General features: G+C 67.6%; 17 protein-coding genes. 8 read left to right on the top strand and 9 right to left on the bottom strand.

Translation table 11 applies throughout. The features are described from left to right. Window positions 1-71: 71 nt before the first annotated feature. The 9 genes from ACOOGH_RS06130 to ACOOGH_RS06090 all read right to left on the bottom strand — a co-directional run bounded on the left by ACOOGH_RS06130 (window position 72) and on the right by ACOOGH_RS06090 (window position 12,412). Window positions 72-1,784 (bottom strand): ATP-binding protein, encoded by a 1,713-nt coding sequence (locus ACOOGH_RS06130; protein ID WP_420448079.1) that lies wholly within the window; start codon window positions 1,782-1,784, stop codon window positions 72-74. Next, the gene (locus ACOOGH_RS06125; RefSeq protein WP_420448078.1) at window positions 1,781-5,443 is read right to left on the bottom strand and encodes an Eco57I restriction-modification methylase domain-containing protein; all 3,663 of its coding nucleotides are present in this window, start codon (window positions 5,441-5,443) and stop codon (window positions 1,781-1,783) included. The genes ACOOGH_RS06130 and ACOOGH_RS06125 overlap by 4 nt, the downstream gene beginning before the upstream one ends. Next, entirely contained in the window at window positions 5,440-5,907 is a 468-nt protein-coding gene (locus ACOOGH_RS06120) for a RipA family octameric membrane protein (protein ID WP_420448077.1), read from the bottom strand. The genes ACOOGH_RS06125 and ACOOGH_RS06120 overlap by 4 nt, the downstream gene beginning before the upstream one ends. Then, window positions 5,907-6,317, bottom strand: coding sequence for a TIR domain-containing protein (locus tag ACOOGH_RS06115; protein WP_420448076.1), 411 nt, complete (start codon window positions 6,315-6,317; stop codon window positions 5,907-5,909). The genes ACOOGH_RS06120 and ACOOGH_RS06115 overlap by 1 nt, the downstream gene beginning before the upstream one ends. A gap of 34 nt (window positions 6,318-6,351) precedes the next feature. Then, complete coding sequence (brxC, locus tag ACOOGH_RS06110; protein WP_420448075.1) at window positions 6,352-9,849, bottom strand: BREX system P-loop protein BrxC; 3,498 nt, start codon at window positions 9,847-9,849, stop codon at window positions 6,352-6,354. Between the two features lie 37 nt (window positions 9,850-9,886). Beyond that, a complete protein-coding gene (locus ACOOGH_RS06105; RefSeq protein ID WP_420448074.1) occupies window positions 9,887-10,441 on the bottom strand; it encodes a DUF1788 domain-containing protein in 555 nt (184 codons plus the stop codon). Then, window positions 10,438-11,274 (bottom strand): hypothetical protein, encoded by an 837-nt coding sequence (locus ACOOGH_RS06100; protein WP_420448073.1) that lies wholly within the window; start codon window positions 11,272-11,274, stop codon window positions 10,438-10,440. The genes ACOOGH_RS06105 and ACOOGH_RS06100 overlap by 4 nt, the downstream gene beginning before the upstream one ends. Before the next feature lie 163 nt (window positions 11,275-11,437). Continuing rightward, window positions 11,438-11,539: a type II toxin-antitoxin system HicB family antitoxin gene (locus tag ACOOGH_RS06095; RefSeq protein ID WP_420448072.1), complete on the bottom strand. Its 102-nt coding sequence runs from the start codon at window positions 11,537-11,539 to the stop codon at window positions 11,438-11,440. Window positions 11,540-11,686: 147 nt separating this feature from the next. Then, window positions 11,687-12,412: a S24 family peptidase gene (locus tag ACOOGH_RS06090; protein WP_420448071.1), complete on the bottom strand. Its 726-nt coding sequence runs from the start codon at window positions 12,410-12,412 to the stop codon at window positions 11,687-11,689. A gap of 380 nt (window positions 12,413-12,792) precedes the next feature. Between ACOOGH_RS06090 and ACOOGH_RS06085 the strand changes: the two genes are divergently transcribed. Genes ACOOGH_RS06085 through ACOOGH_RS06050 form a run of 8 tightly spaced genes read left to right on the top strand, consistent with a single transcriptional unit; the run spans window position 12,793 to window position 20,409 of the window. Next, window positions 12,793-13,338 carry a helix-turn-helix transcriptional regulator gene (locus ACOOGH_RS06085; RefSeq protein ID WP_420448070.1) on the top strand — a complete coding sequence of 182 codons (546 nt, stop codon included), beginning with the start codon at window positions 12,793-12,795 and terminating at the stop codon, window positions 13,336-13,338. After that, window positions 13,335-13,622, top strand: coding sequence for a TrbC/VirB2 family protein (locus ACOOGH_RS06080; RefSeq protein WP_420448069.1), 288 nt, complete (start codon window positions 13,335-13,337; stop codon window positions 13,620-13,622). Before ACOOGH_RS06085 ends, ACOOGH_RS06080 begins: the two co-directional genes overlap by 4 nt. Next, window positions 13,622-13,927: a VirB3 family type IV secretion system protein gene (locus tag ACOOGH_RS06075; RefSeq protein WP_420448068.1), complete on the top strand. Its 306-nt coding sequence runs from the start codon at window positions 13,622-13,624 to the stop codon at window positions 13,925-13,927. Before ACOOGH_RS06080 ends, ACOOGH_RS06075 begins: the two co-directional genes overlap by 1 nt. After that, window positions 13,924-16,365, top strand: coding sequence for a VirB4 family type IV secretion system protein (locus tag ACOOGH_RS06070; RefSeq protein WP_420448067.1), 2,442 nt, complete (start codon window positions 13,924-13,926; stop codon window positions 16,363-16,365). The genes ACOOGH_RS06075 and ACOOGH_RS06070 overlap by 4 nt, the downstream gene beginning before the upstream one ends. A gap of 4 nt (window positions 16,366-16,369) precedes the next feature. Continuing rightward, the gene (locus ACOOGH_RS06065) at window positions 16,370-17,254 is read left to right on the top strand and encodes a TrbG/VirB9 family P-type conjugative transfer protein (protein WP_420448066.1); all 885 of its coding nucleotides are present in this window, start codon (window positions 16,370-16,372) and stop codon (window positions 17,252-17,254) included. Next, entirely contained in the window at window positions 17,251-18,492 is a 1,242-nt protein-coding gene (locus tag ACOOGH_RS06060; protein ID WP_420448065.1) for a TrbI/VirB10 family protein, read from the top strand. The genes ACOOGH_RS06065 and ACOOGH_RS06060 overlap by 4 nt, the downstream gene beginning before the upstream one ends. Before the next feature lie 17 nt (window positions 18,493-18,509). Next, a complete protein-coding gene (locus ACOOGH_RS06055; protein ID WP_420448064.1) occupies window positions 18,510-19,406 on the top strand; it encodes a hypothetical protein in 897 nt (298 codons plus the stop codon). A 13-nt stretch (window positions 19,407-19,419) separates the two neighbouring features. Continuing rightward, window positions 19,420-20,409, top strand: a complete 990-nt coding sequence (locus ACOOGH_RS06050; RefSeq protein ID WP_420448063.1) for a type IV secretion system protein — start codon at window positions 19,420-19,422, stop codon at window positions 20,407-20,409. Window positions 20,410-20,417 lie beyond the last annotated feature (8 nt).

The raw sequence follows: 20,417 nt of genomic DNA, 5'->3' as shown, positions 1-20,417 counted from the left end.
CGTCGCGTCTTTTGCCGACGGACGGACACCCGCGATGGCTCCAGATGGCGCTTCTGGTCGCACCACCCCGCTCATTGCGCCGATCCATGCGGACCGACGTAAACGTATCGAGCGCCACGTCCGCGTCCGCTCAAAGTGACGAGCCCTTGGGTTCTGAGCTCACCGATGAGACGCCTGACCTGATGGCGGTCGAGACCGGTGATCCGTCGTACGTCCAGATTTGCCAACGGTGGATCTCCTATTTCGCTGCAACGGCGCATGATTCGGAGTACGCGGCCCTTCAACGCCGCCCAGTCCTCCGCCTCTTCCTCCTCGACCAAGATGCGCTGACGAAGCTCGCGGGTCAGAGTCCAGCTTTCGTCGGACCCAATGCGTTCAATGTATCCGAAGTCGGCCTCCATCACCCCCAAGGTTTCGAGCGCCTGCTCCTCGGAGCGTTGGCATAACCGGGCCGCGGCCGCCAACCCGATTTCCGGGTCCTGTGACAAATGGTTCAGGACCAGAAGATGGTCCACGGTGAGAATTCTTCCGCTCCGGCTCTCTGCCAGGGTGAAGCCGTGAAACGGCACGGAGAACCGGGAGGCGCGGAACGTCACTCGTACGGCACCCCCGATGTCCTCGATCACCGGCGGCCGCTTTCCCTCAACCAGAAAGGCGTGGTACATGCGCTCGGTTCCCAGGTTGGTTCGATTGACCAGCCTGAGCCGAACCAGCGCGTCCACCAGACGAGGGTTTCGCGTGATTGGCCTGTGGTGCAGGATGTTCTCCGCCGTGATGCCGCCCAGGAAGCCGCCGGGGCTCGTGATCTCGATGCGGTCGGCGTACTGCTTCACCAACCGGGGCGAACCGATCCGGTAGTCGCTGTGACAGAACGCATTGAGCACGGCCTCGCGAAGAGCCACTTCCGGATAGGTGCGGTGCTCGTAGTGGTAGACGCCTTCGCGTACCGTCTCAATGGGATTGTGGGCCATGATTCGTGCGATCATGCGATCCACGGCCACGGGAATCGCATCGTGGCCGTCGGCACGCTCCGAGTAGTCGGTGCTCGAAGCCATGCGAACATAGGTCCAAACGCATCGCGGCACGTGACGGCGTATCGCGGCGCGTGAACCGGCCAGGAGTATGGCGGCCCGCGTAGGCCTGTCCGCCTCCGTTGCTCCGACTGCTTCCAGCAGATCCTTGTCGTCGCGTTCGAGGAGGGCATCCGATGCGTGCTCTCGTTTCGCTACCGCCCTGAGTTCCTCCATGGCGGCCGCCGAGAAGACGCTCTGGAGCGGAGCATCGACCGGCTGGGCCGTGTAGTCGCTACCTGCCGATTCCTCGTCGAGTTGCCGTAGCAGCGATCCCGTGAGGGGGAGGCAATCGCTCCCCACCCTGACTGCTCCCCGCCCTGCGGTGTCCGTATACGGCGGAATGCCCGGGTGGACATGCATGGCGATCAGTCGCCCGGTGCCCTCCGGGACTTCGATCTCCTCGAACACCGGTGTGAGCTTGGGGTCGGTGCCATTGTACACGTGCCGCCGCAGCGGATTCGTGCCCACGTGGTAGGGGACGCCGACCACCGCGTTGCCCCGTCCCGTCACCCCATCGGCGACGCCGAACACCACGGTGCCGCCCCCGCCGTTCGCCATGCACACGGCGGCCCTGACCACTCGTTGGAGTTGCTCGCGGGAATTGCCGCGTCCCCATTCCTTGAAGTCGACGTGCTGGCCTTCCAGTTCCTCGGCGGTGCAATCCTCCAAGCGGTCAAGAAGCGACTCGATCTCGACTCTCGTCATGGTCATGGGTCTGACCCCGTTTCCGCGCCGTTTCGGACATGTCGCTTCCGCGCCCTCCGCTTCGCCTCCCGCGTGTAGTGCAGGTCATTCCAGCGATTACCATCGAATCTCGCATCCTCCAACGCCTCGAAGTCCGTCCGCGCCTCAGTGCTCCCCCCACCCGGACACCCCCAGAACCACGGAAACTCCTCGGGCGGCCGGGGCTCCTCCGGCTCCTTCCCAATGTTCTTGCCCCACCTGACTGTCGGCCTCATGCGCAAAATCCCCGCACCGGCCCGCCCACCCTTCCGCAATTCGGCGCGCATGAACGGCCGGATGTTCAGCCGCACTCCGTCGTCACGGTCGGGTTCCCAGCCCATCGCCTGGGCGTGGAGTGGCTTCCAGCGGACGAAGATGTCGAAGGGGGGCTCGCCTTCGAGGATCCGCTCCAACTGTTGCTGGAGGTCCATGGCGTGCGCGAGGCGGGCGTCGGACCCCGCCACGCCGTCGCGCTGTTCGGCCCGCTGAAGCCCGATCCAGTCGTTCAGGTAGGCGTAGGTCAGCGATTCGAGGGTGCGTCTGCCCTGCCCGTCGGGACCCGCAAGCCGATGGTAGTTGACGAGGGCATGGAAGCCGTCCGTGCGCCCGTCCCAGATGTGCCAGATGAAGGGGCGATTATGGAACAGCTTGCAGTGCTCGGCGAAGAACTTGGTCGCAAGCCAGTCTTCGAGCGACTTGGGCGCACGGCCGGTCGGGTTGGTCGCTGCGAGCAGCCTGCGTTCGGTGGCTCCGGACCACTCGTCGCCGTAAGAGCGAATGAGAAGCGCGCGTAGTCGGTCGGCGGCGCTGACCTCGCCGCGCGCCGGGGAAAGGCAGACGATGCCGTCCTCGTCGGCGAATTCGTCGTAGGTGGAACAAGCCTCCACGACGGCGCGCTGTTCGGGGGCGAGGCGCATGGACGGATCGAGCTCGGCGGGCCACCGGTAACCGAGGAGGCGAGCGACGGCGATCTGAAGCACGGTATGGTCGAAGCGGACGGACCCGTGCGCAGTGAGCTTGGCGTCCTCGTCCCAGACGACGCTCCGGCAGGGGTCTCCGTGGAAGATCCACTGGGTGGGATCGTCGGAGTAGGGTTCGGGCAGGCCGTTGGGATACCGCTCGTCGGCGACTTTGGTCCAGTGGTCGAGGTCGAAGGGGACTTTGACGAGGGTGGCGTTGGTGACGTTTAGCTTCTGGTCGAATTCGCGTACCGCGGTAGCGTATTCGGGGGATGAACAGAAGGCCCAGACGGCGGGGAGGTGCTCGTCGCAGTTGGGCGTCAGGACTGCGGTATTGTTGTCGAATGCTTGGCCTAGGAAGATCGAGACAGGAATAGCGCCGATCTGGCCTGCGGCGACACCCTGCCGACTCCAAGCTTCCCTTCCCCTGAAAGTGGCACCAGCTTGGCAGACTTCCGTAATCTGACCACTTCCGTCTTCCCAAAGGATGGTTTGGGTGCGACCGGCAAAGTGCTGAGACGCGTGTGGGCTCGTCTGTTGCAGTCGCCATTCAGGACCGCTCGGCCACGCGGGTTCCCAATGGCACCGACCAAATCTGGGGTAGTCGCTGGTCGCAATTCCCTGCCAACCACCTGCCAAGTCTCGTAGCAACTTCCCCTTGCCCACCGGCCGCATCAGGACGACCGCATCCGGATTCTCCAGCTGATCGGCTTGAACCGACTCGAGCACGTCCGACCCACGCTCCAACAGCCTTGCCTTTTCCGCGGCCCGAATCGGCGGCTGACCCCGGGGCGACGACACGTCCACCCCCGCCATCTCCCAATCCGGCTCCGGCTTTCCCGCCGACAGCACGACCAGCGCGACGTTGACAACCTCACCGCTGATCGTCTCGAACGCGCCCGGCCCCAACCGCGCTACCACATTCCACGTCTGTCTCTTGAGCAGCCGCTCCCGCAGCTTCCGGTAGCTAGTCAGGAAGAGCCAGTTCTGGGGCGTCACCAGCGCCTGTGTGCCATGGTCGCCCAGCCAGCGGAAGATCCGCGAGGCGAACACCGTTGCAATGTCGCCCTTCGCGTCGCCGTGGTGGGTTTCGGCGAAGTCGCGCAGCCGGTTGCCCTGCTTCCCACGCGCCAGGAACGGCACGTTGGTCACCACCAGCGTGTAGCGCCCAGTCAGGATCTCCGCAGCGCGCGCCATTCCCGCCGCCGCGACCACCCGTTCGTCGCGCCCTGCGCCTCTTCGTTCGCGCCCGATCGCCGAATCGAGAAGCCTCTTGAGGTCATCGTAGCCCGCGCTGAGAAGATCGGCCCCGACGACCTCCGGATCGATCAGCGACCCCAACTCGCGTGCTTGGTGGAAGAGGCGATGCAAGCGGGCCATCCCCGCCTGTAACGGTCCGCTCGGGAGTGACGGTTCCGCGCCGAACAGGTCGGGATCCTCCGCCAACCCGGTCATCCCCTCCAGTTCGTCCGCGAGGCGCATCCATTGATCCTTGCTTCCCTCGGGCGCGATCCCGCAGCACGCGACGTTCAGCGCGGGGAGCTCGATCCGTTCGCCCGCCATCCGCCATGCCGCCAGCGCCAGATTGAAGGCCGCGATCTGGGAGCAGCGCGGGTCGAGCTCAAGGCCGAAGATGTTTTCGGACAGCACCGCTCGGATGGCGTCGGATACGGAGAGTCCCTCCTCCTCCATGCGTAGCCGCACCAGAAGCTCGAACGCTTCGACCAGGAAATGCCCGCTCCCGCAGCACGGATCGAGGACCCGAAGATCCCGCGCCGCCCGGGGCCAGTCCGGAAACGATCCCGCCGCCGCACGCCATAGACCGGTCCGCTCGTCGTCCTCGTCTGCCTCCGCCCTTGCCCGCACGAAGCGCAGGTAGTCGAAGTCGTATCCGCCACCACTCCCGAGCCGTATCCGCTTGCGCAGCCCGGCCTGGTCCGGTGCCGAGCTGGCGAGCGCGGGGTTGGCGGCGAGCACCTTGCCCGCCCACCATGCGCCCACGGTGTTGTGCAGCAGGAAAAGCACCATGTAGCGCTCTGTAAAGAGCTGGGTCACGGCGGGAAGTTCATCCGCGCCGATCTTCACGCCGCTCGCGTTGACGCGGTCCTTCTCTTCGGAGCGCCAGTACTGGTAGGTCCACCCAAGCGAATCCTGCGCCGTGAAGACCTCTGCGGGAAGCGATTCGATCAACTCGTCAAGGGTTTGGCGGATCTCCGGCGCGAGGGCGAGATCGAGCGCGGGGTCGCCCGCGAAGAAAATCTCGGGGAGCATTTCCTGCGCCCATTCGCCCGCCAGCTCCCAGGGGTCCGCTCCTACGCCGCGGGCCAGATCCCGCAGCTCATCCAGCGAGACCGCCACTCCGAACTGTGGTGCAATGAGCAGGTCGTTCTCGGCCAGGAAGCGCGCGAAGAGCATGCGGTGCCAGTGCTCGTAGGCGACCTCGTGGGCAAGGCGGGCGATCGGCTGCGCACGGGTGGCACCGTCGATCCGGTCACCAGCTTGGCGGCCCCGGTTTCGGAGCGCGTTGCGCTGGGCCCTCTCGGTGAGCGACATGGAGTCGAAGGGCTTGGCGCGGTCCACGGCGAGGGCCTTGAGCGCTTGGCGCGCGCCGGATTCGGCGGTGCGGCGCGCCTCCTGAATGACGGTGCCGAGGCGGGCACGGAGTCCCGGAGGGAGGGGGGCGGTCATGTCGAGATCACGAGCCAAGCTATGCCGAAGACGAGCACCACGACGTAGAGCCCGAAGAACAACCAGGGTGTAACTCGTTCAACCGTGGTGAGTTTCAGGTACCCATCAGCCTCCTCGCCTTGGCCCAACAAGCCCCATTCCCGTTGAAAGAACTGGTAGCTCAGTTTCTCCTCGAGCTCCAGCAATGCCTTAAACTTGCCGCCGTTCAACTGCGCGTAGGAACGAATAACGCGGTCCCAAGAGATAGCCAGCGAAGCGCCCACGAACCCCACCAGACATAGAAACAACCCGGCCTGCCAACTCGTCTCACCGAACCTCAGCAAGCCGCCCATGAACAGCATTAGACCGACCAGTGCACTGAAGTAAGTCCGGTTGGCACCATCACGTCGCTGGCTCACCTTGTCCGCAAGCTCCGCATGTAGCTTGTAGAGTTCCAAGGCTTCTTTGGATTCTTTCGCAGCCATCAATCCAGCTCCCGGATCGCCCCGACGACGCTCTCCGTATTCCATCCCACCACCCTGTCTGCCGATTGCTTCACCAGGCGCGAGGTCTTCTCGCTGCCCCATGGCTCGATGGCCACAATGGGCTTGGGGTTGCGGAAGCCGTACTTGGCCAGCCCGATCTCGGCATCGATCCACTTGCTGTAGGTGGCATATACCCCTGCCAGCACCAGTACAACGCCACAGGGAAGCATCTTGGTCCGAATCGCCCGTCGTAAGGCATCGTCGTCATTCGCATTGTGAATGGGGTCATTGCGAGGTACCGAATAATTCTTGAACCGGAAGTACGTTCTCTTCTCGAGAAGGGCCACGAGCTTCTCGTATCCGTCCGAGTGACCCCACGAGTGGCTGATGAACAGGTTGTGTGTTCTCACGATTCTCCTCTCGTGTCGAGTTGCGATTCTGCCATCATTCCACGATCACCGGACCTTCGCGAACCGCCTCGTTGAGCTTCCGCTCGTGTTCGGTCACCCATGCGCGCACGGCCTCTGCGTCGCCCAGCGTTCCTCGCCTGACGCGCACATGCTTGACCGTAACGGGGTCATCACTCGGCAATCGTTCAGCGGCGGCAGCAAGCGCCCTGCTCTCTCGCGTCGGCACAGCGTCGATTTCGGAGCGCCACGCGGCCAGTCCGCGTGCGTCGAGTTCCCTTCGGAGCGCCTCGTTCGTGCCCACTTGCAGTGCTGGTGGCGGTCTCAGCCCCGTGTCTCCCAGGATCTCGTCGCGGTCGGCCGCAGCCAGCTTCAGCCAGGTCACGTCGCCTTCGAGCCGCGCCGTCGCGGCGTTCACCGAGGCGCTCAGCTCCTCACGCAGTTCGCCCAGATTCGCGCGCAGCGCATCCGCCAACCGGGTGACGCAAGGCCGGACGTGGTCCGTGTCGTCGAGCAGGGTGCGCCGGTCACGGATCGCGTCAAGCTGTCGACCGACATCGTCGGCAACCTCGTCGAGCTCGCCATCGGCGTGGCGGTGAAGCGCGGTGGCCAGTTCCCACGCAGAGGTGCGCTCTGGAGCCCGCTCGGCGAGTTGTTTCCAACGCGCCAACGAAGTTTCGATGCGCTGGCGCTCGGCGAGCAGCGCCGCCAACTGTTCACTACCGGCCAGCCCGGAGAGATCTTCCAGGAACCGCGTGTCTGGTACCGGCGGCGACGGAGGGGCGCCCCCGGCCGCTCGCGCCAGCTTCCTGCATTCGGATAGGAACGCCGGAGCCTTCGCGACTTCCTCCCCACTCCGTGTCCGCACCTCCAGCCCTTGGAAGAGCTGACGGATCAGAAGCTTCTGCGCTGTCGTCAGCCGCACCTTCTCGGGCAGGAATCGCACACCGGGCGTCAACTGTTGCGTGATCGCCGCAACCCCCACGGGCCGACCGTTCCGTTCGGCCTTGAGATGTCCGTCCGTCACCAGCGCCAAGAGCGCCGCGTCTATTGCGTCGCGCGGCCACCCGTACGGCGCGGCTTCAAGCGTGCTCCGCACCCTCGCGCCGGTCGCACCCGATCCCACTCGCAACGCCACCTCGCGGGCGACGGGGTGGTCCGAGACGGCTCCCTCCCATCCCACCGCGCCGAAGGGCGTGCCCGTTCCTTCACGGATGCGCTTGAGCGCTGTGCCCCATGCCCGATGGTCCGCGTCGTTGAAGCGGGGGAAGAGCCTTGCGAGCGAAGACTCCGCACCGGCCGCCGCCTTCGCGCGCAGTCCCTCCCCATAGACCTCCGCTCCGCCGCCCTGGAAGACCTTGGTCATCCGGACGATCTCCTCGACGATGCGGTCCCGTGCGGCCTCGGCCCCGGAAAACCGGCTCTTCATGCTTTCCCGGGCCTCTTCTCCCTCCCGCGAGGAAGGGATTCCACGCGCGGCAAGCACCTTGCGCGCGGCTTCGGCGCTCGTGATGTGCGCCCGAAACTCGTCCGCGCTTCGCTTCGCGAGATGGACGTGCAGGGTGGCGTCCTCCATGCCCTTTCGGCGCGCATCGCCCTTCACGGTGGTCTCCGAACACGACCACCCGTCTCGCACCCAGATCCAGATGGCGGCGGCTTCCTTGCTCCCGCCACCCTCGCGCGAGGCGGGATCCTCGGCTCCGAAGTGCGGCCGCACCTTGCGCGCCACGCCGGCATCCCCGTGAGAGAGCCGCACGCCCTTCAGTTCCTCCTGAACGGCTTCCCCCAGCAGCTGCTCGCGCCGCGCGGCGATCTCCACCTCGCTTCCGGACAGCCGCGTGCGCTCCTCCCGGAACGCACGCTCCCATTCGGTGCCCTCGCGCGTCTGGATCCGGTACTCGTCGGGCATGCGCATGAGGACGCCTTCGTCGGCGAGCATGTCAAGCGTGCGCTGAACCCGGGTCCTGAAGGCTCCCGAGTCACGGCCGATGTCGCCCAGGAGCAGATCGGCCAGTGTGGTGGCGTCGGCGCGAACGCCCTGATCGGCACCCTCCTCGCGGGGCAGCTTTCCAATCAGGAAGACGACACCGCAAAGATCGGCCTTCAGCCTGCCTTCCGCCGATCCGTCGTCGAGCTTGCGAATGCGGGTGTTGATCTCGTTGAGCAACACGTTCGAGCCGACCAGATCCTGGGCGAGCGCGCGGAATAGATCGCTGGCCGGGATCACCGCGCCGAGCGGCTTCTCGGCGATGCCGCCCAAAGAGTCGTGCAGGATACGCAGCTGCGAGCGGAGTTGGCTCCGGGTGCCGGACGGGTCCGTGGTCTGGAAGCAAGCCTCCCAGAACCGGCGGCGCGTACGCAGCAGCGGGTAGTCGCCCACATCGAGCTGTTTGTCCTCGGCGCGCACGGCCATCCGGGTGCTTTGCAGGTGGCGCGCCACCTCGCCGGCGTAACGCCCGAGCATGTCCTGAATGGCGGGCTCGGCCGAAGGCTTCTTTCGCAGCAGCACCTCGCGCGTCACCACCTCGACCTCCGCATCGGCGAGCTGCACGGTGATCCGGAATCGGTCCTTCAGCCAGTGGAGCGCCGCGTTGCCACCCGCGAGCGCCGACTGGCCCGACGCGACGAGGAGCACACGGCTGTCGAACTGCGTCTGAAGCGCCTCGGCCAGGTCGGTGACGATCTGTGCCCGGTCGGTATCCTCGTTGATGTACTGCTGAACCTCGTCTAGAACGACGATGGTGAGCGGGGTCGGGCCGCCGCTTGGCGCAAGCGCCTGCCGCGCCGCCTCGACGAACTGCCTGTCGCTGATGTCGGCTCTCGGCTGGGGAAACTGCCCGATGAGCAACTGGCGCGCACCCTTCAGATCCGCCGCGAACCCGGGGTTCGCCTCCATCACCGCCTTGGCGATCACCGGGCTGACGTAGAGGTTGTTCAGTTCGCCCTCCCACGTCCGCCCCCGGGCCTCGACGCTGGTGCGGACCCGGTCGAGCAGGCCCTCCTCGCGGAGCCAGAAGCAGAACCGCGCCTGTGGGTACTGTTCAGGAAGCCCGCACGAGCGGAGCAGGATCGAGAGCACCGAAAGGCGCACATGGCCGACGTTGCCCCCGAGCAGCGATCCGGCGGCAGCCACGGGATCGGGACCGACCCTCAGGGCTTGGGTGTCGATCTCGCGCAGGGCGTGCCGCACCCCCGAGGGCAGCCGGCCGCCCACGAGCCCGCGCGCCGTCTGGCCGTCGTCGAACGACGTGTTCACCCACAGATGGGCGAGCATCTTGAGTAGGTGGGACTTGCCGCTTCCGAAGAAACCGCTCACCCACACGGCGTCCTGGCGCGAGGCGTCGAGCTTGGCGAGGTAGCCTTCGAGGATGCGTTCAAGCGCGTCCGCGAACTGCCCCTTGCAGACGAAGGTCTCCAACTCTGCGCGCAACTCGCGCATGACCTGCGAGTCCTGTCCGGCCGTGATCCGGGCCTGACCGTTGTTGGCGAGGCCTACGCGTAGCGGGTCGCGGTCGAGCAGTTCGTGGATCTTCATGGTTGCGGACTGCCGTATGGTGGGAGAGATGTCACGTTCAAGGTATCCAGGCTTCGTGCAGGGTGATCGGCTGGGCCAGATAGCTCCAGCCATCGCGGGCGTCCAGAAGGCGGTAGTTGTTGTCGTTCTTGATTCCGGGAAAGAAAACGGCGAGGCGGCCCTGGATCGCAGACTCGGAAGAATGAATGAGGTCGGAGACGCGCATGAAGCCGTACAGTGAAGCCGCGCCGAACAGGGCGACGACGGTGTTCTCGTCCGCCGCGTCCAGGACCCGGGAAAGCTTCTCGATGGCGAAGGCGCGGAACTCGCTCGCGAGCGAGCCGTCCAGCAGTTCGGGGTCCTCGAAGTAGGCGTCCCGATAATCATGGCCGGCCATCCACTCGGCAAACCAGCCGGTGGCGTCGGTCTGGACCCACTCGTGTCCCTCGGCGCGCGTCGCCTGTTCGAACTCGCCGATCCCCGCCCGCAGGGCGCGCTCGCGCTCCTTGGCGTATACGACGATCATCACGCGCTGGGCTCCGGCCAGCGTCGGCTGCCATGGTGCACCGATGTGCCGCCGGTAGATCTGCGAGAGCTTGGTTATCTGGTTCAAACCGCAGCTTCCAATCCTGCAGGGAATGATGTCTCATGGGAAGGCGGGTCTCCGCGCTGGCCGGGATCCAGCTTTCGCGCGGACACGTCAACCACGTTGCCCGCAGCGCTCAGCCGAATCAAGCCCAGACGCCGCGCCTCCACCGCGTGGGGAAGGAGCGCGCCTCCGGGAAGATCCAGAACCGTGGCCCAGCGCGAGTCGATCAAGCCATGCCCCGCGAGCCCCTCGGCCTCGCCCAGCCAGAGCGCCATGGCGACGACGGCGGGGGTCGGCGCAACGATGCGGCGCACCCTGCGCGTCCGCCCCTCGAGGTGGCCTGCCTGCGACCAGGAACTCGCCGCGTTGCCCGCCACCTTGCCCAGCACGGCGTCGTTGAATCGGGTGCCGGTCCGCGCGTGAACCGCATTTATGAACTCCTTCCTCACCAGTTCCTCGCCGGGGGCGAGCCCCAATACGGGGGCCGACGTAAGCCTCAGGAGTGGATCGCGCGCGAGGGCGGAGAGCAACGCGAGCAGCGCACGACCGCGCGCGTGCCGGCGGTCGAACTCCCAAAGCCGGCGCAAGACCCGGAAGAGCGGCACCGCGGGATCGAGCGCGTAGAGTTCGGCCAGGCGCTGTCGCGTGGCGCGCCGGGTGGCCAGAGTCGGCTTTCCGAGGACGTTGTCGTCGACGATGGCCGTTGCGTAGTCGAATCGGTCGGCACTTGCCGGAAGCGCGTCCAGTAGTTCGCCCAGCTCTCGCAGCATGATGTGCCGGGAACTCTGCGTGCCGCGCTCCCCGAACCGGAAACCAGCGCGGTCCAGGGAGGCGGAACGGGAGAGGCGCATGTTCATTCGCACTTCCGATGCTCCAGGTCGGACGGCGGGGTCCGCGACGACGATGGTTCGGTCCCTATGCCTTGGGAGCAGTTCACCGGACGATCAGACCGGCCTCGACCGTTCAATTCAAACGTCCCGCGCGAGACCAGAAGCGTGGTGTGCGGTTGCATGGGACGAGTCAGGCGAGCATCAGGCGCTCGCCCTTGGGCTCGGGAACGGGCCGCCTCAACTCCCGTGCCCGGTCGATCCAGACCTGCATCGCATCCTTGATATTCCACAACGCGGTCTCCTGATCGGCTCCATGGGCCATGCACCCGGCTTCAAGGGGTAGTAATCGACGGGGCCGAGGTTTACCGCCGGTCCTAAGTCCATTCGGCGCCTCCGGGATCGAGCGGCCTGAGTGCCAATCCGAATGGTCGCTGGGTCCCTACAGCCTTCTCGAGACCCAGACGGCTCGCCCGACGACGCGGACATCCTCGGCAGCACACTCGTAGCCGTCGTACTCGGGGTTGAGGGACTTGAGGACCACGCGGGGCGGCTCGGAGTGCGCCACGTGCTCGATCCGCTTGGCGACGAGCGCGATGCCGTCCCAGATCACGAAGATCCCGGGCGGCGCGGGCACCGTCCGGCTCACGTCGATCATGATGTGGTCGCCGCTTGAGAGCAGCGGTTCCATCGAGTCCCCGTCCACCTCGACCATCCACAGGTCGCCGGGGTCGGCCCGGAGCCGGTGGCGGATGAACGCATCGGCGAACATCCACGCATCTCCGGTCTCGCGCAGCTCGCCGTTCCAGGGTTCCTCGGCGTCCGGCTCCACTCTGAGGTCGGCCTCCGGCACGGCGCTGTAGCCGATCGGCGCGGCGTAGGCGTCGCCGGGCGGCGAAGGCCGCGTGGCGTTCGTCGAGAGCCGGAAGCTTCGGCCGTGCTTGAGTAGCTCGGGCCGGCAGCCCAGATGCTCCGCCAGAATCTCGCGGTCGTCCTCGGCGAGAACCTTCGGCGTGCCCCGGTAGGTGAACTGCTGCAGGTAGGCGTCGTTGCGGCCCATGGCGACCGAGGCGGTGCGCAGGTTCGAGCCCTTCGCCTCCAGCAGCCGGAGCAGCCGCTTGCGCACCGGATCGAGCCGCGCGGCGGTGCTTTTCTTCTTGCGTCCCATGGGGCTGAAATAATCCCGCTTCCGGCCGGTTTCGCAAGCCGGGCGGGACCCCGATGGAACTGGCTCTGCTGGGTAGGCATCGGGGACGCGGCCAGCGCGCACCGTCTTCGCTTGACCGGTCCCTCAAGACAGATCCGCGCCACGCCAAACGGGTGATCGGACACGGCCTCCCGGCTTGGCCCCCGCCTACCGCCGCCGAGATCTCCCGCGAGCGCCCAACGGGGGTGTTTTCCACCCCACTGGCGCCGCGATCCACCGGGTTCATTCCCTTACGAGACGTCCATAGACGTTACGAGATACAAGGGAATTCCCTACGGATTGTGCTCCTGGAGAGCAATTCTTCACCGTTCTGGCCATGAAGACGCGGGAGCAGTTCGGCCATGGAGACTCTGGAGCGGCAGTTCAACTCCCGGGTGAGCGGATTCCTCGAGGAAACCGGCATGGGAGCGACGACCCTCGGCTTGAAGGCGGTGGGCGACCCGAACCTGATGCGCGAGATCGCGGAGGGGCGCTCGCCGTCGCTCAGAATCGCGGACCAGGTGCTGGCGTTCATCAACAATCACGAAAGGGATTCGGGCGGTGCCCGGGCTCCGCCCCGCCGCCGCAGGCGCCGAGAGCCTTCGCCCCGGACGAGGAGAACGAAGCGGACCAGAGTGAAGAGCGAGCAACCGATGGAACAGGGAACGAGAGCGCCGATCCGTTTCCTGCGGCTTCCGGAGGTGGAAGCCCGGACGGGTCTGGCGCGGCCAACGATCTACGCCCGGATGGCCGCGGGGACATTCCCGCAATCGGTCTCGCTGGGTGGACGCGCAGTGGGCTGGATCGAGTCGGAAGTCGAGGCGTGGATGCGCAACCGAATCGCGGACACACGGAGCGGCGCGCAAGGCGGCGCCCGACCGAACCCCAACAAGGAGAGAACGGAATGAGGAAGCTGATGAGAAGGACGCGGGCGGCCGCGTGGGCCGCGCTGCTCATGCTGGCGCCCGGCGCGCTCCACGCGCAGGGCACGAGTCCATGGGTGGATGCGGTGGCCGAGCTCGAGACGCAGTTCACCGGACCGATCGCGCGGGGGCTGTCGCTGATCGCGATCGTCGTCGGCGGGCTGATGTTCGCGTTCGGGGAGGGCGGCAGCAAGCGCACGCTGGCCGGGATCATCTTCGGGATCGGGATGGCGGTGGGCGCGGTCAACTTCCTGGCCTGGCTCTTCTGATGCGAGGCCTCAGGCGCTGGCCGGGCTACGCGGCGCTCAACCGTCCGCTGACGGTGCTGGGCGTCGAGCGGCGGCTGTTCCTGCTGGGCGCGACGCTGGCGGTCGCGGTGTGGAACGCGACGGCCTCGCTCGTTGCGGGCGGCTTGGTGTTTGCCGTCTGCTACGGCGGCGGGTGGCTGGCGGGCCGCAGGGACCCGGCGATGCTGGCGGTGCTCCGGGCGGCGGCCCGCTATCCGGCCCGGTACGATCCGGGCAAGTGGGCGGACGAGCCTTGGCATCTCCGCATCCGGACGGGTGCCCGGTGAGGGTCGCCGACGAACTCCGGGCCCACGAGGCGGCAGGCTCGCTGGCCGAGGAGCTGCCCTACTGGGGTTGGCTCGAAGACGGCCAAAGCTGCCTGACCCGTGCAGGCGAGCTGATTGCGGCAGGCCGGATCCGGCCCGCCGTGACCGACGGGCGCACGCCAGAGCAGATCGACCGCGTGCTGGGACTCTGGCAGAGGTTGCTGTCGGGCCTCGGTCCCGGCACGCGGCTTCAATTCCACATGCTCCGGCGCCCGAGCCGCGCCGAGGGTCCAGAGACGAGCGGCTCGGACATCGCATCCTTGTCGGGGCGCAAGCGAAGCGCGTTCCTCGCCGGGCGCGTCCAGCGGCTCGATTCCTACGCCGTCTGGACGCACAACCCGGGGCTCCGTCCGGTCGGCGGGAGTTCGGGGTCGGGACCGCTATCACGGCTCACGCGACTTCGGAAGCGCGGCGGCAAGACGGGAACGACCTACCTAGCCTCGGAGATCGAGTCGGCTGCGGACAGGTTCCGGGCGATGATCGACGCGGGCCGCTCGCTCGTGGCCGAACACACGCCCATCGAGCTGCTCGGAGCGCACGAGGCGTCCGGCCTCCTTTCCGAGTTGACGAACAAGCCCGGCACGTTCTGGGACGGCGCGACGGGCAGCGGCATGAACTGGCGGCTCGCGATCTCGGAGCTGGAGGCCGAGCGTTCACATCTGAAGCTTGACGGCGAGCCGGTGATCCTCTACTCGCTTCTGTCGCCGCCAGGGCAGGCGCACGCGAACTTGCTCAACGACCTCTACTGCCTCGATGCGGTGACGACCGTGTCGCTCGAATGGCGGCCGTGGACAGTGGAAGCGGCGCGGCGCCGGATCCGTAGCGCGCAGCGCCACTACTTCGCGCGCCGCTACTCGATGATGGCGCACGCGCAGGACGCGCAGGGTACGGCGGCGGCGATGGTCGATTCCGCGGCCGCCGCCGAATCGGACCGGCTTGGGAGCGCGCTGGTCGAACTCGAAGCCGACGGCGTGGCCTACGGCGAGGCATCGCTCACCGTGGCGCTCCACGGGGAACTGGAACAGATCGAGCGCCTGGACGGCGACGTGCGCCGACTGTTCGCCGCGCACGATGCGAAGGTGATTCGGGAAGGCTACGGCCAGCTTCCCGCGTGGTTCGCCCGGCTCCCGGCCCAGCCGCGCAAGCGGCAGGTGCGCAAGATGTTCGTGTCGGCGGGCGTCGCGGCGTGCCTTGCGCCCGTGTTCGGACCGCCCAAGGGGAACCGAACGAGCCGCCATCTGGGCCGCGAGCCGCTGGCGGTGTTCGAGACGCCGTGGCGTACCGCGTATCGCTACGACCTGTTCGCGGGCGACGTGGGCCACACGCTGATCCTGGGGGCGACGGGTGCGGGCAAGAGTTTCGCGCTGAACTTCCTGCTGGTCGAGACGCTCAAGTACGACCCCCGCATCCTGATCCTGGACCTGGGAGGCTCGTATCGCTGGCTGACCCGGTTCCTGGGCGGCCGGTATCTGGAGCTCGCGCCCGGCGAGACGGAACCGACGCTTCGGCTACAACCCTTCGCGCTGCCCCCGACCACGAGGACGTTCCAGTTCCTGACCGGCTGGGTGCTCCGGCTCCTCAGCCTGGGCGGCTACGAGGCCGACGGCTCGGACACGAGCGAGATCCGCGCGCGGATCGAGGACCTCTACGCGCTGGGGCCTGAGCGCCGGACGCTGAGCGTGCTGGCCGGTTCGCTCCCGGTCGCAATGTGGCCAGCGCTGAGCCGGTGGACCGAGGGCGGTGCCTGGGGTGCGTTCTTTGACAACGCGCCGTCGGGCGCGGCCGACATCGAGTTCCGCGACTGGCAGGTGATCGATCTGGCGGGCGCGGCGGAACACGCGGACCTCTGCGAGGCGGCGCTCGCCTACCTGCTGGAACGCATGCGCCTGGAGATCGAGGACCCGGCGGAGACCGCGCGGCTCAAGCTGATGGTCGTGGACGAGGCGTGGCGGTACATGCAGGACCCCGCCGTGCTGAACTACCTGGCCGAGGCGGCCAAGACGTGGCGCAAGAAGAACGCCGCGCTCGTGCTTGCCACCCAGTCCGCCGTGGACGTGACCGGGACGCCGGGCGCCTCGGCGCTCCTCGAATCCATTCCCACCAAGCTGTTCCTCGCCAACCCCGAGCTGCCCGCCGAGGCCGGAGCGCTCTTCCGGCTGAACGAGTCGGAGATCGCCCAGGTCCGGGAGCTGACGCCGAAGCGGGAACTCTATCTCCGCCGCCCGGACGAGGCGGCGGTGCTCCGTCTCGAAGTCGATCCAGAGAGCTACTGGCTCTACACCTCCTCGCCCCTCGACGCCGAGAGACGCGCCGAGGCCGTGGCGAGGCACGGACTGGTCCGGGCGCTCGAAGCGCTCGCGGGCCGAACCCATACCACCTCACTAACCGAGAGGACGTGACACCATGAAAACACCAACCGCAGCGATCCTGCTCGGGATCGCCGTTGTCCTGCTCACGCTGCTTGTGCTGGCGCTGCCCGGCGACGCCTGCGCGCAGCAACCGGGCGCGGACGCCACCCTGCTCCGGGTCCCGGTGTCTGCGGAGGGCGATGAGCGGATCCCCCGGCTTCGCGCGCGCGTGCGCCACACGACTGTAATCGTGCTTCCGGCCGAAGAGCGGATCCTCGACTTCGTGGCCGGCGACTCGGAGTACTGGCACCTGACCGGCTCGGCCAACGTCGCCTACCTCAAACCACTGGCCGAGGACGCGGCCACGAACGTCGCGCTCGTCTGCGAATCGGGGCGCATCTACTCGTTTCTGGTCTCCGAGCACGGGGAGAAGCCGCCCCATCTCGTGGTGCGCGTCGAGGCGGGCGCGGAGGCGGCTGAGATGGCCGGCAGCGCGGGCGGACCCGCGTTCGTGGCCCGGAGCGAAGTCGCGGCCTACCGGCAGATGGCCGCTGAAGCGGTGGCGGCCGCGCAAGCAACGCGCGAGGAGGCCGAGGCCGGGATCGCCGAGGCGCGTGAGCAGGCGGCTGCGGAGATCGAAGCGTTCCGCGCCTCCTACCCCGAACGGCTCCGGTTCGAGTACCGGTTGGACCGCAGAGCGTCCGAGCGTCCGTTCCGGGTCGAGGCAATGTGGCACGACGGGCTCTTCACCTACATCCGTTCTCGCGCGCAGGAAGCCCCGGCCCTCTACGAACTCCAGGACGGCGAGCCGAGCCTGGTCGCGTTCGATCTCACGGAGGACGGCCTCTACATCGCCCGCCGCGTCCTGGGCGACGGATGGCTCCAGATCGGCGACAAGCGGTTGCACTGGCGGTTCGAGCCAGAGGCGGGCTCCAGGTGAGCGGCTGGAAGCAATGGGTCAAGGAACCTAAGGGCGCGCTGCCCGGTGGCATGGTCACGAAGGCCGGGATCGCCCTGATCACCGTACTCGTGGCGGGGTTGCTGTTCTCCTCGACGTTGTCGGGTCCCGGCGAGACGGCCGAGGGAGTCGCGCCCACGGAGGCGCGGCCCGTGGACGACCGCACAGGCCGCTCGCTCGACGGGCGCCTCAGCGCCGAGACGGATCGCCAGAGCCAGCAGGCGGCGGCCGATGCGGACAGCGAGCGGCAACAGTCCGATGACGCCGGGCGGGAACCGGCCGGGCAAGACGCGGGGGCGGATACCGGCAACGCCGGTGCCCAGGCCGCCCTCGGCCAGGCCGAGTTCGAGCTTCGCGAGGCGCTCCGGCTCGAAGAGGTCGAGCGCAGGACGCGCTCGCTTCGTTCACTACCGGTCGCGCAGTCCCACCGGGATCCAAACCGGACCTCAAATGCGGCTGGGATGTCACCGCCCGCACCCGAGTCTCCCGACGCGGCGCTCGACGGCGCGCTCGCATCCCTCGGGCAGTCCCTGGCCGCGCTTGAGGCCGAGATGGCGGCCGGATTGGCCGCCGGAGAATACGCGCCCAACGTGGAAGGCCCCTTCCCGCAGGCCGCTCCACCCTCGCCCCGCACATCCGAGCCCGGCCACGCTGTCCAGCCTGCGGATCCGCCCGGCTGGGAGAGGATCCGCGAGGGCTCGTTCCTGGAAGCGGTGCTGCTCACCCAACTCTCCGGCGAGTTCCCCGGCCCGGTGCTCGCCATGGTGTCGGTGCCTCTGTATACGGCCGACCGCCAGCGGGTGCTGATCCCGCGCGGCGCGCGCGTCGTCGGTACGGCCCAAGCGGTCCAAGACCGCGACCAGAGCCGCCTCGCCGTGGCGTTCCACCGCCTGCTGCTACCTGGCGGAAGCTGGGTGGACCTCGAGTTCGCCGGACTGAACCAGGCGGGCGAGAGCGCGCTGAGGGACCAGGTCAACCGTCGCTATCTCTCGACATTCGCGGCCGCCGGAGCGGTCGGCGCGCTGAGCGGACTGACGCTTGCCGGAGCCTCTCCCTACGGACTCCGGGCGGGGGTCGGCCAGGGACTCGGAGGCAGCGCCGCCTCGATGCTCGACCGGTACCTCAACCGCCTGCCTGAGATCACGATCCGTGCGGGCCACCGGCTCCGCATCTGGCTCACTGCGGATGTGCTGGTTCCCCGCAATACCACACCCCGATGACACGAAAGGACTCCCCATTGCTGCACCGCATCCTCGCCCCGGCACTTCTCGTCCCCGTCGTGCTGCTCGCGGCCGCTCGGCCCGCGAGCGCGCAGTTCGACTTCGGCAGCTGGTTCCAGCGGGCAACGATCATCGCGAACCAGATCACGCAAATCTCGCACCAGGTCAGCCAGATCCGGTCGATGGCCCGCCAGCTTACGGAACTCGAGGACCAGCTCGACCACATGGAGCGCGCCGCGCGCGGCGAGATCGACGCGCTTCTGCAACCGTTCTCCGACCTCGCGGCCGATCCCGTTGGTCTCGTGCGCGACGGACTCGGTTGGCGGTCCGACTTCACGGGACAAGCCCGCGGCACGGTGGACGCCGTCCGGCGCTTCGGCAACGGCCGCTCGTTCACCGGATTGTGGCGCACCGCGCACGGGACGGCCGACCGGGTGACCGAAGCCGACGTACTCGGTCTCTTCCGGAACCTCCCGCCCCAGGCCGCGACCCGGGCGCTCGAAGACTACCGCCGTGCCAAGGATGCCGCCGACCGGCAGCGGGTGCTCGACTACGCCGCACTCGACGCGGCGGCCGCACTCGCGGAGACCATCGAGAGCGCGCAGGGCTCGTTCGGTGACCTGACCGCGAACCGGAACTTGTCCAACACGGCTCTGCAGCAGGCACGGGTCGCCGCCGCGCTGAGCCAAGGCCGCATCAACGCGGCCGCCGGACAGGTGCTCGCGCACCAGGCCGCCGCCGAGGCGAGCCGGGCGAGGCAGGCCGAACTCGCCCGCCTCGAATGGCTTGGCCGTTGGCATGACGACAACGCTCGCGCGAACACGCTCGCCGAGACGATGCGGAACGCGGCTTCGCTGAACCGAACCACACTCCGCGACGGCCTTCTGTTCCGCATTCCCTCGTTCTACCGGTAGGGGCGGGCCAGCCATGCAACTTCCCCCGCAGTCCATCGACCCGAACGTCCCCACGCAGATCCCCGTCGATCAGCTTCAGGACTTCAAGAGCTTCCTGGACATCGTGCTCGACACCGTCGTCGTCGGAGCCGCGCCCGGTGTGCATACGCTCGGACTCCAGCTCTGGGGCGGGCTCGCCGCCGTCATGGTCGCGTGGACGGGTCTCAAGATCGCGTTCAGCGGCACCTTCCAGCCCTGGGAGATCGTCAAGCTCGTGATCGGGATCGCGATCCCCCGCACGCTGCTCCACTACTACACGATCCCGATCCCCGGCGTCGGATTCACGTTTCCGGCCATGATCGCCGGAGGCGGGATCTGGCTTCAGAACCTGTTCCTCTCCGACGTGGTCTCGGCGGGCTACACCGAGATGACGGCGCTCGTGCAGGCGTACTCGGCGCACCTGAGCGCGGCGTGGTCCACGGGCAACCTGCTCTCGATCGTGACGGCGGGAACCACGGTGATCTTCTCCTCGCTGGTCACGCTCGTGATGGGCGCCTCGCTCGTGGTCTGCCTGCTCGCGCTGTTCTGCGTCACCTACGCGCAGGTGATCTGGGCGCAGGTCGCGATCGCCATCGCGATCCTGCTCGGTCCCGTGTTCATCGCGTTCCTGCTCTTCGAGCCGCTCTCGTTCCTGTTCTGGGGATGGTTCCGGACCATGATGGTCTACACGCTCTACGGCGTCGTCGCCGGTGCGGTGCTGCGCGTCTTCATGGGCGTCGGACTCGGCTACATCACGACGTACGCCGATGCGCTCATGGGCACCGGCACGGCGGACCCGTTCGAGCTCTGGCTCTGGGCCGTCGTCCTCATGCCGCTCGTCGTCTGCGGCCTCATGGCCGGGCTCAAGGTCGGCGAACTCGCCTCGATGCTCGTCTCCGGTTCCGGCTCCGCCGGGTCCGGGTTCGTCGCACTCGTCATGCAGGGCGCCAGCAAGGCCGCCGCCCCCGTCAAGCCCCCCGTCTGAGCCCCGAA

The sequence above is a fragment of the Candidatus Palauibacter sp. genome, from assembly GCF_965213655.1.
In the GTDB taxonomy this organism is placed as follows: Bacteria; Gemmatimonadota; Gemmatimonadetes; order Palauibacterales; family Palauibacteraceae; genus Palauibacter.
This window is presented reverse-complemented; position numbering and strand designations above follow the sequence as displayed.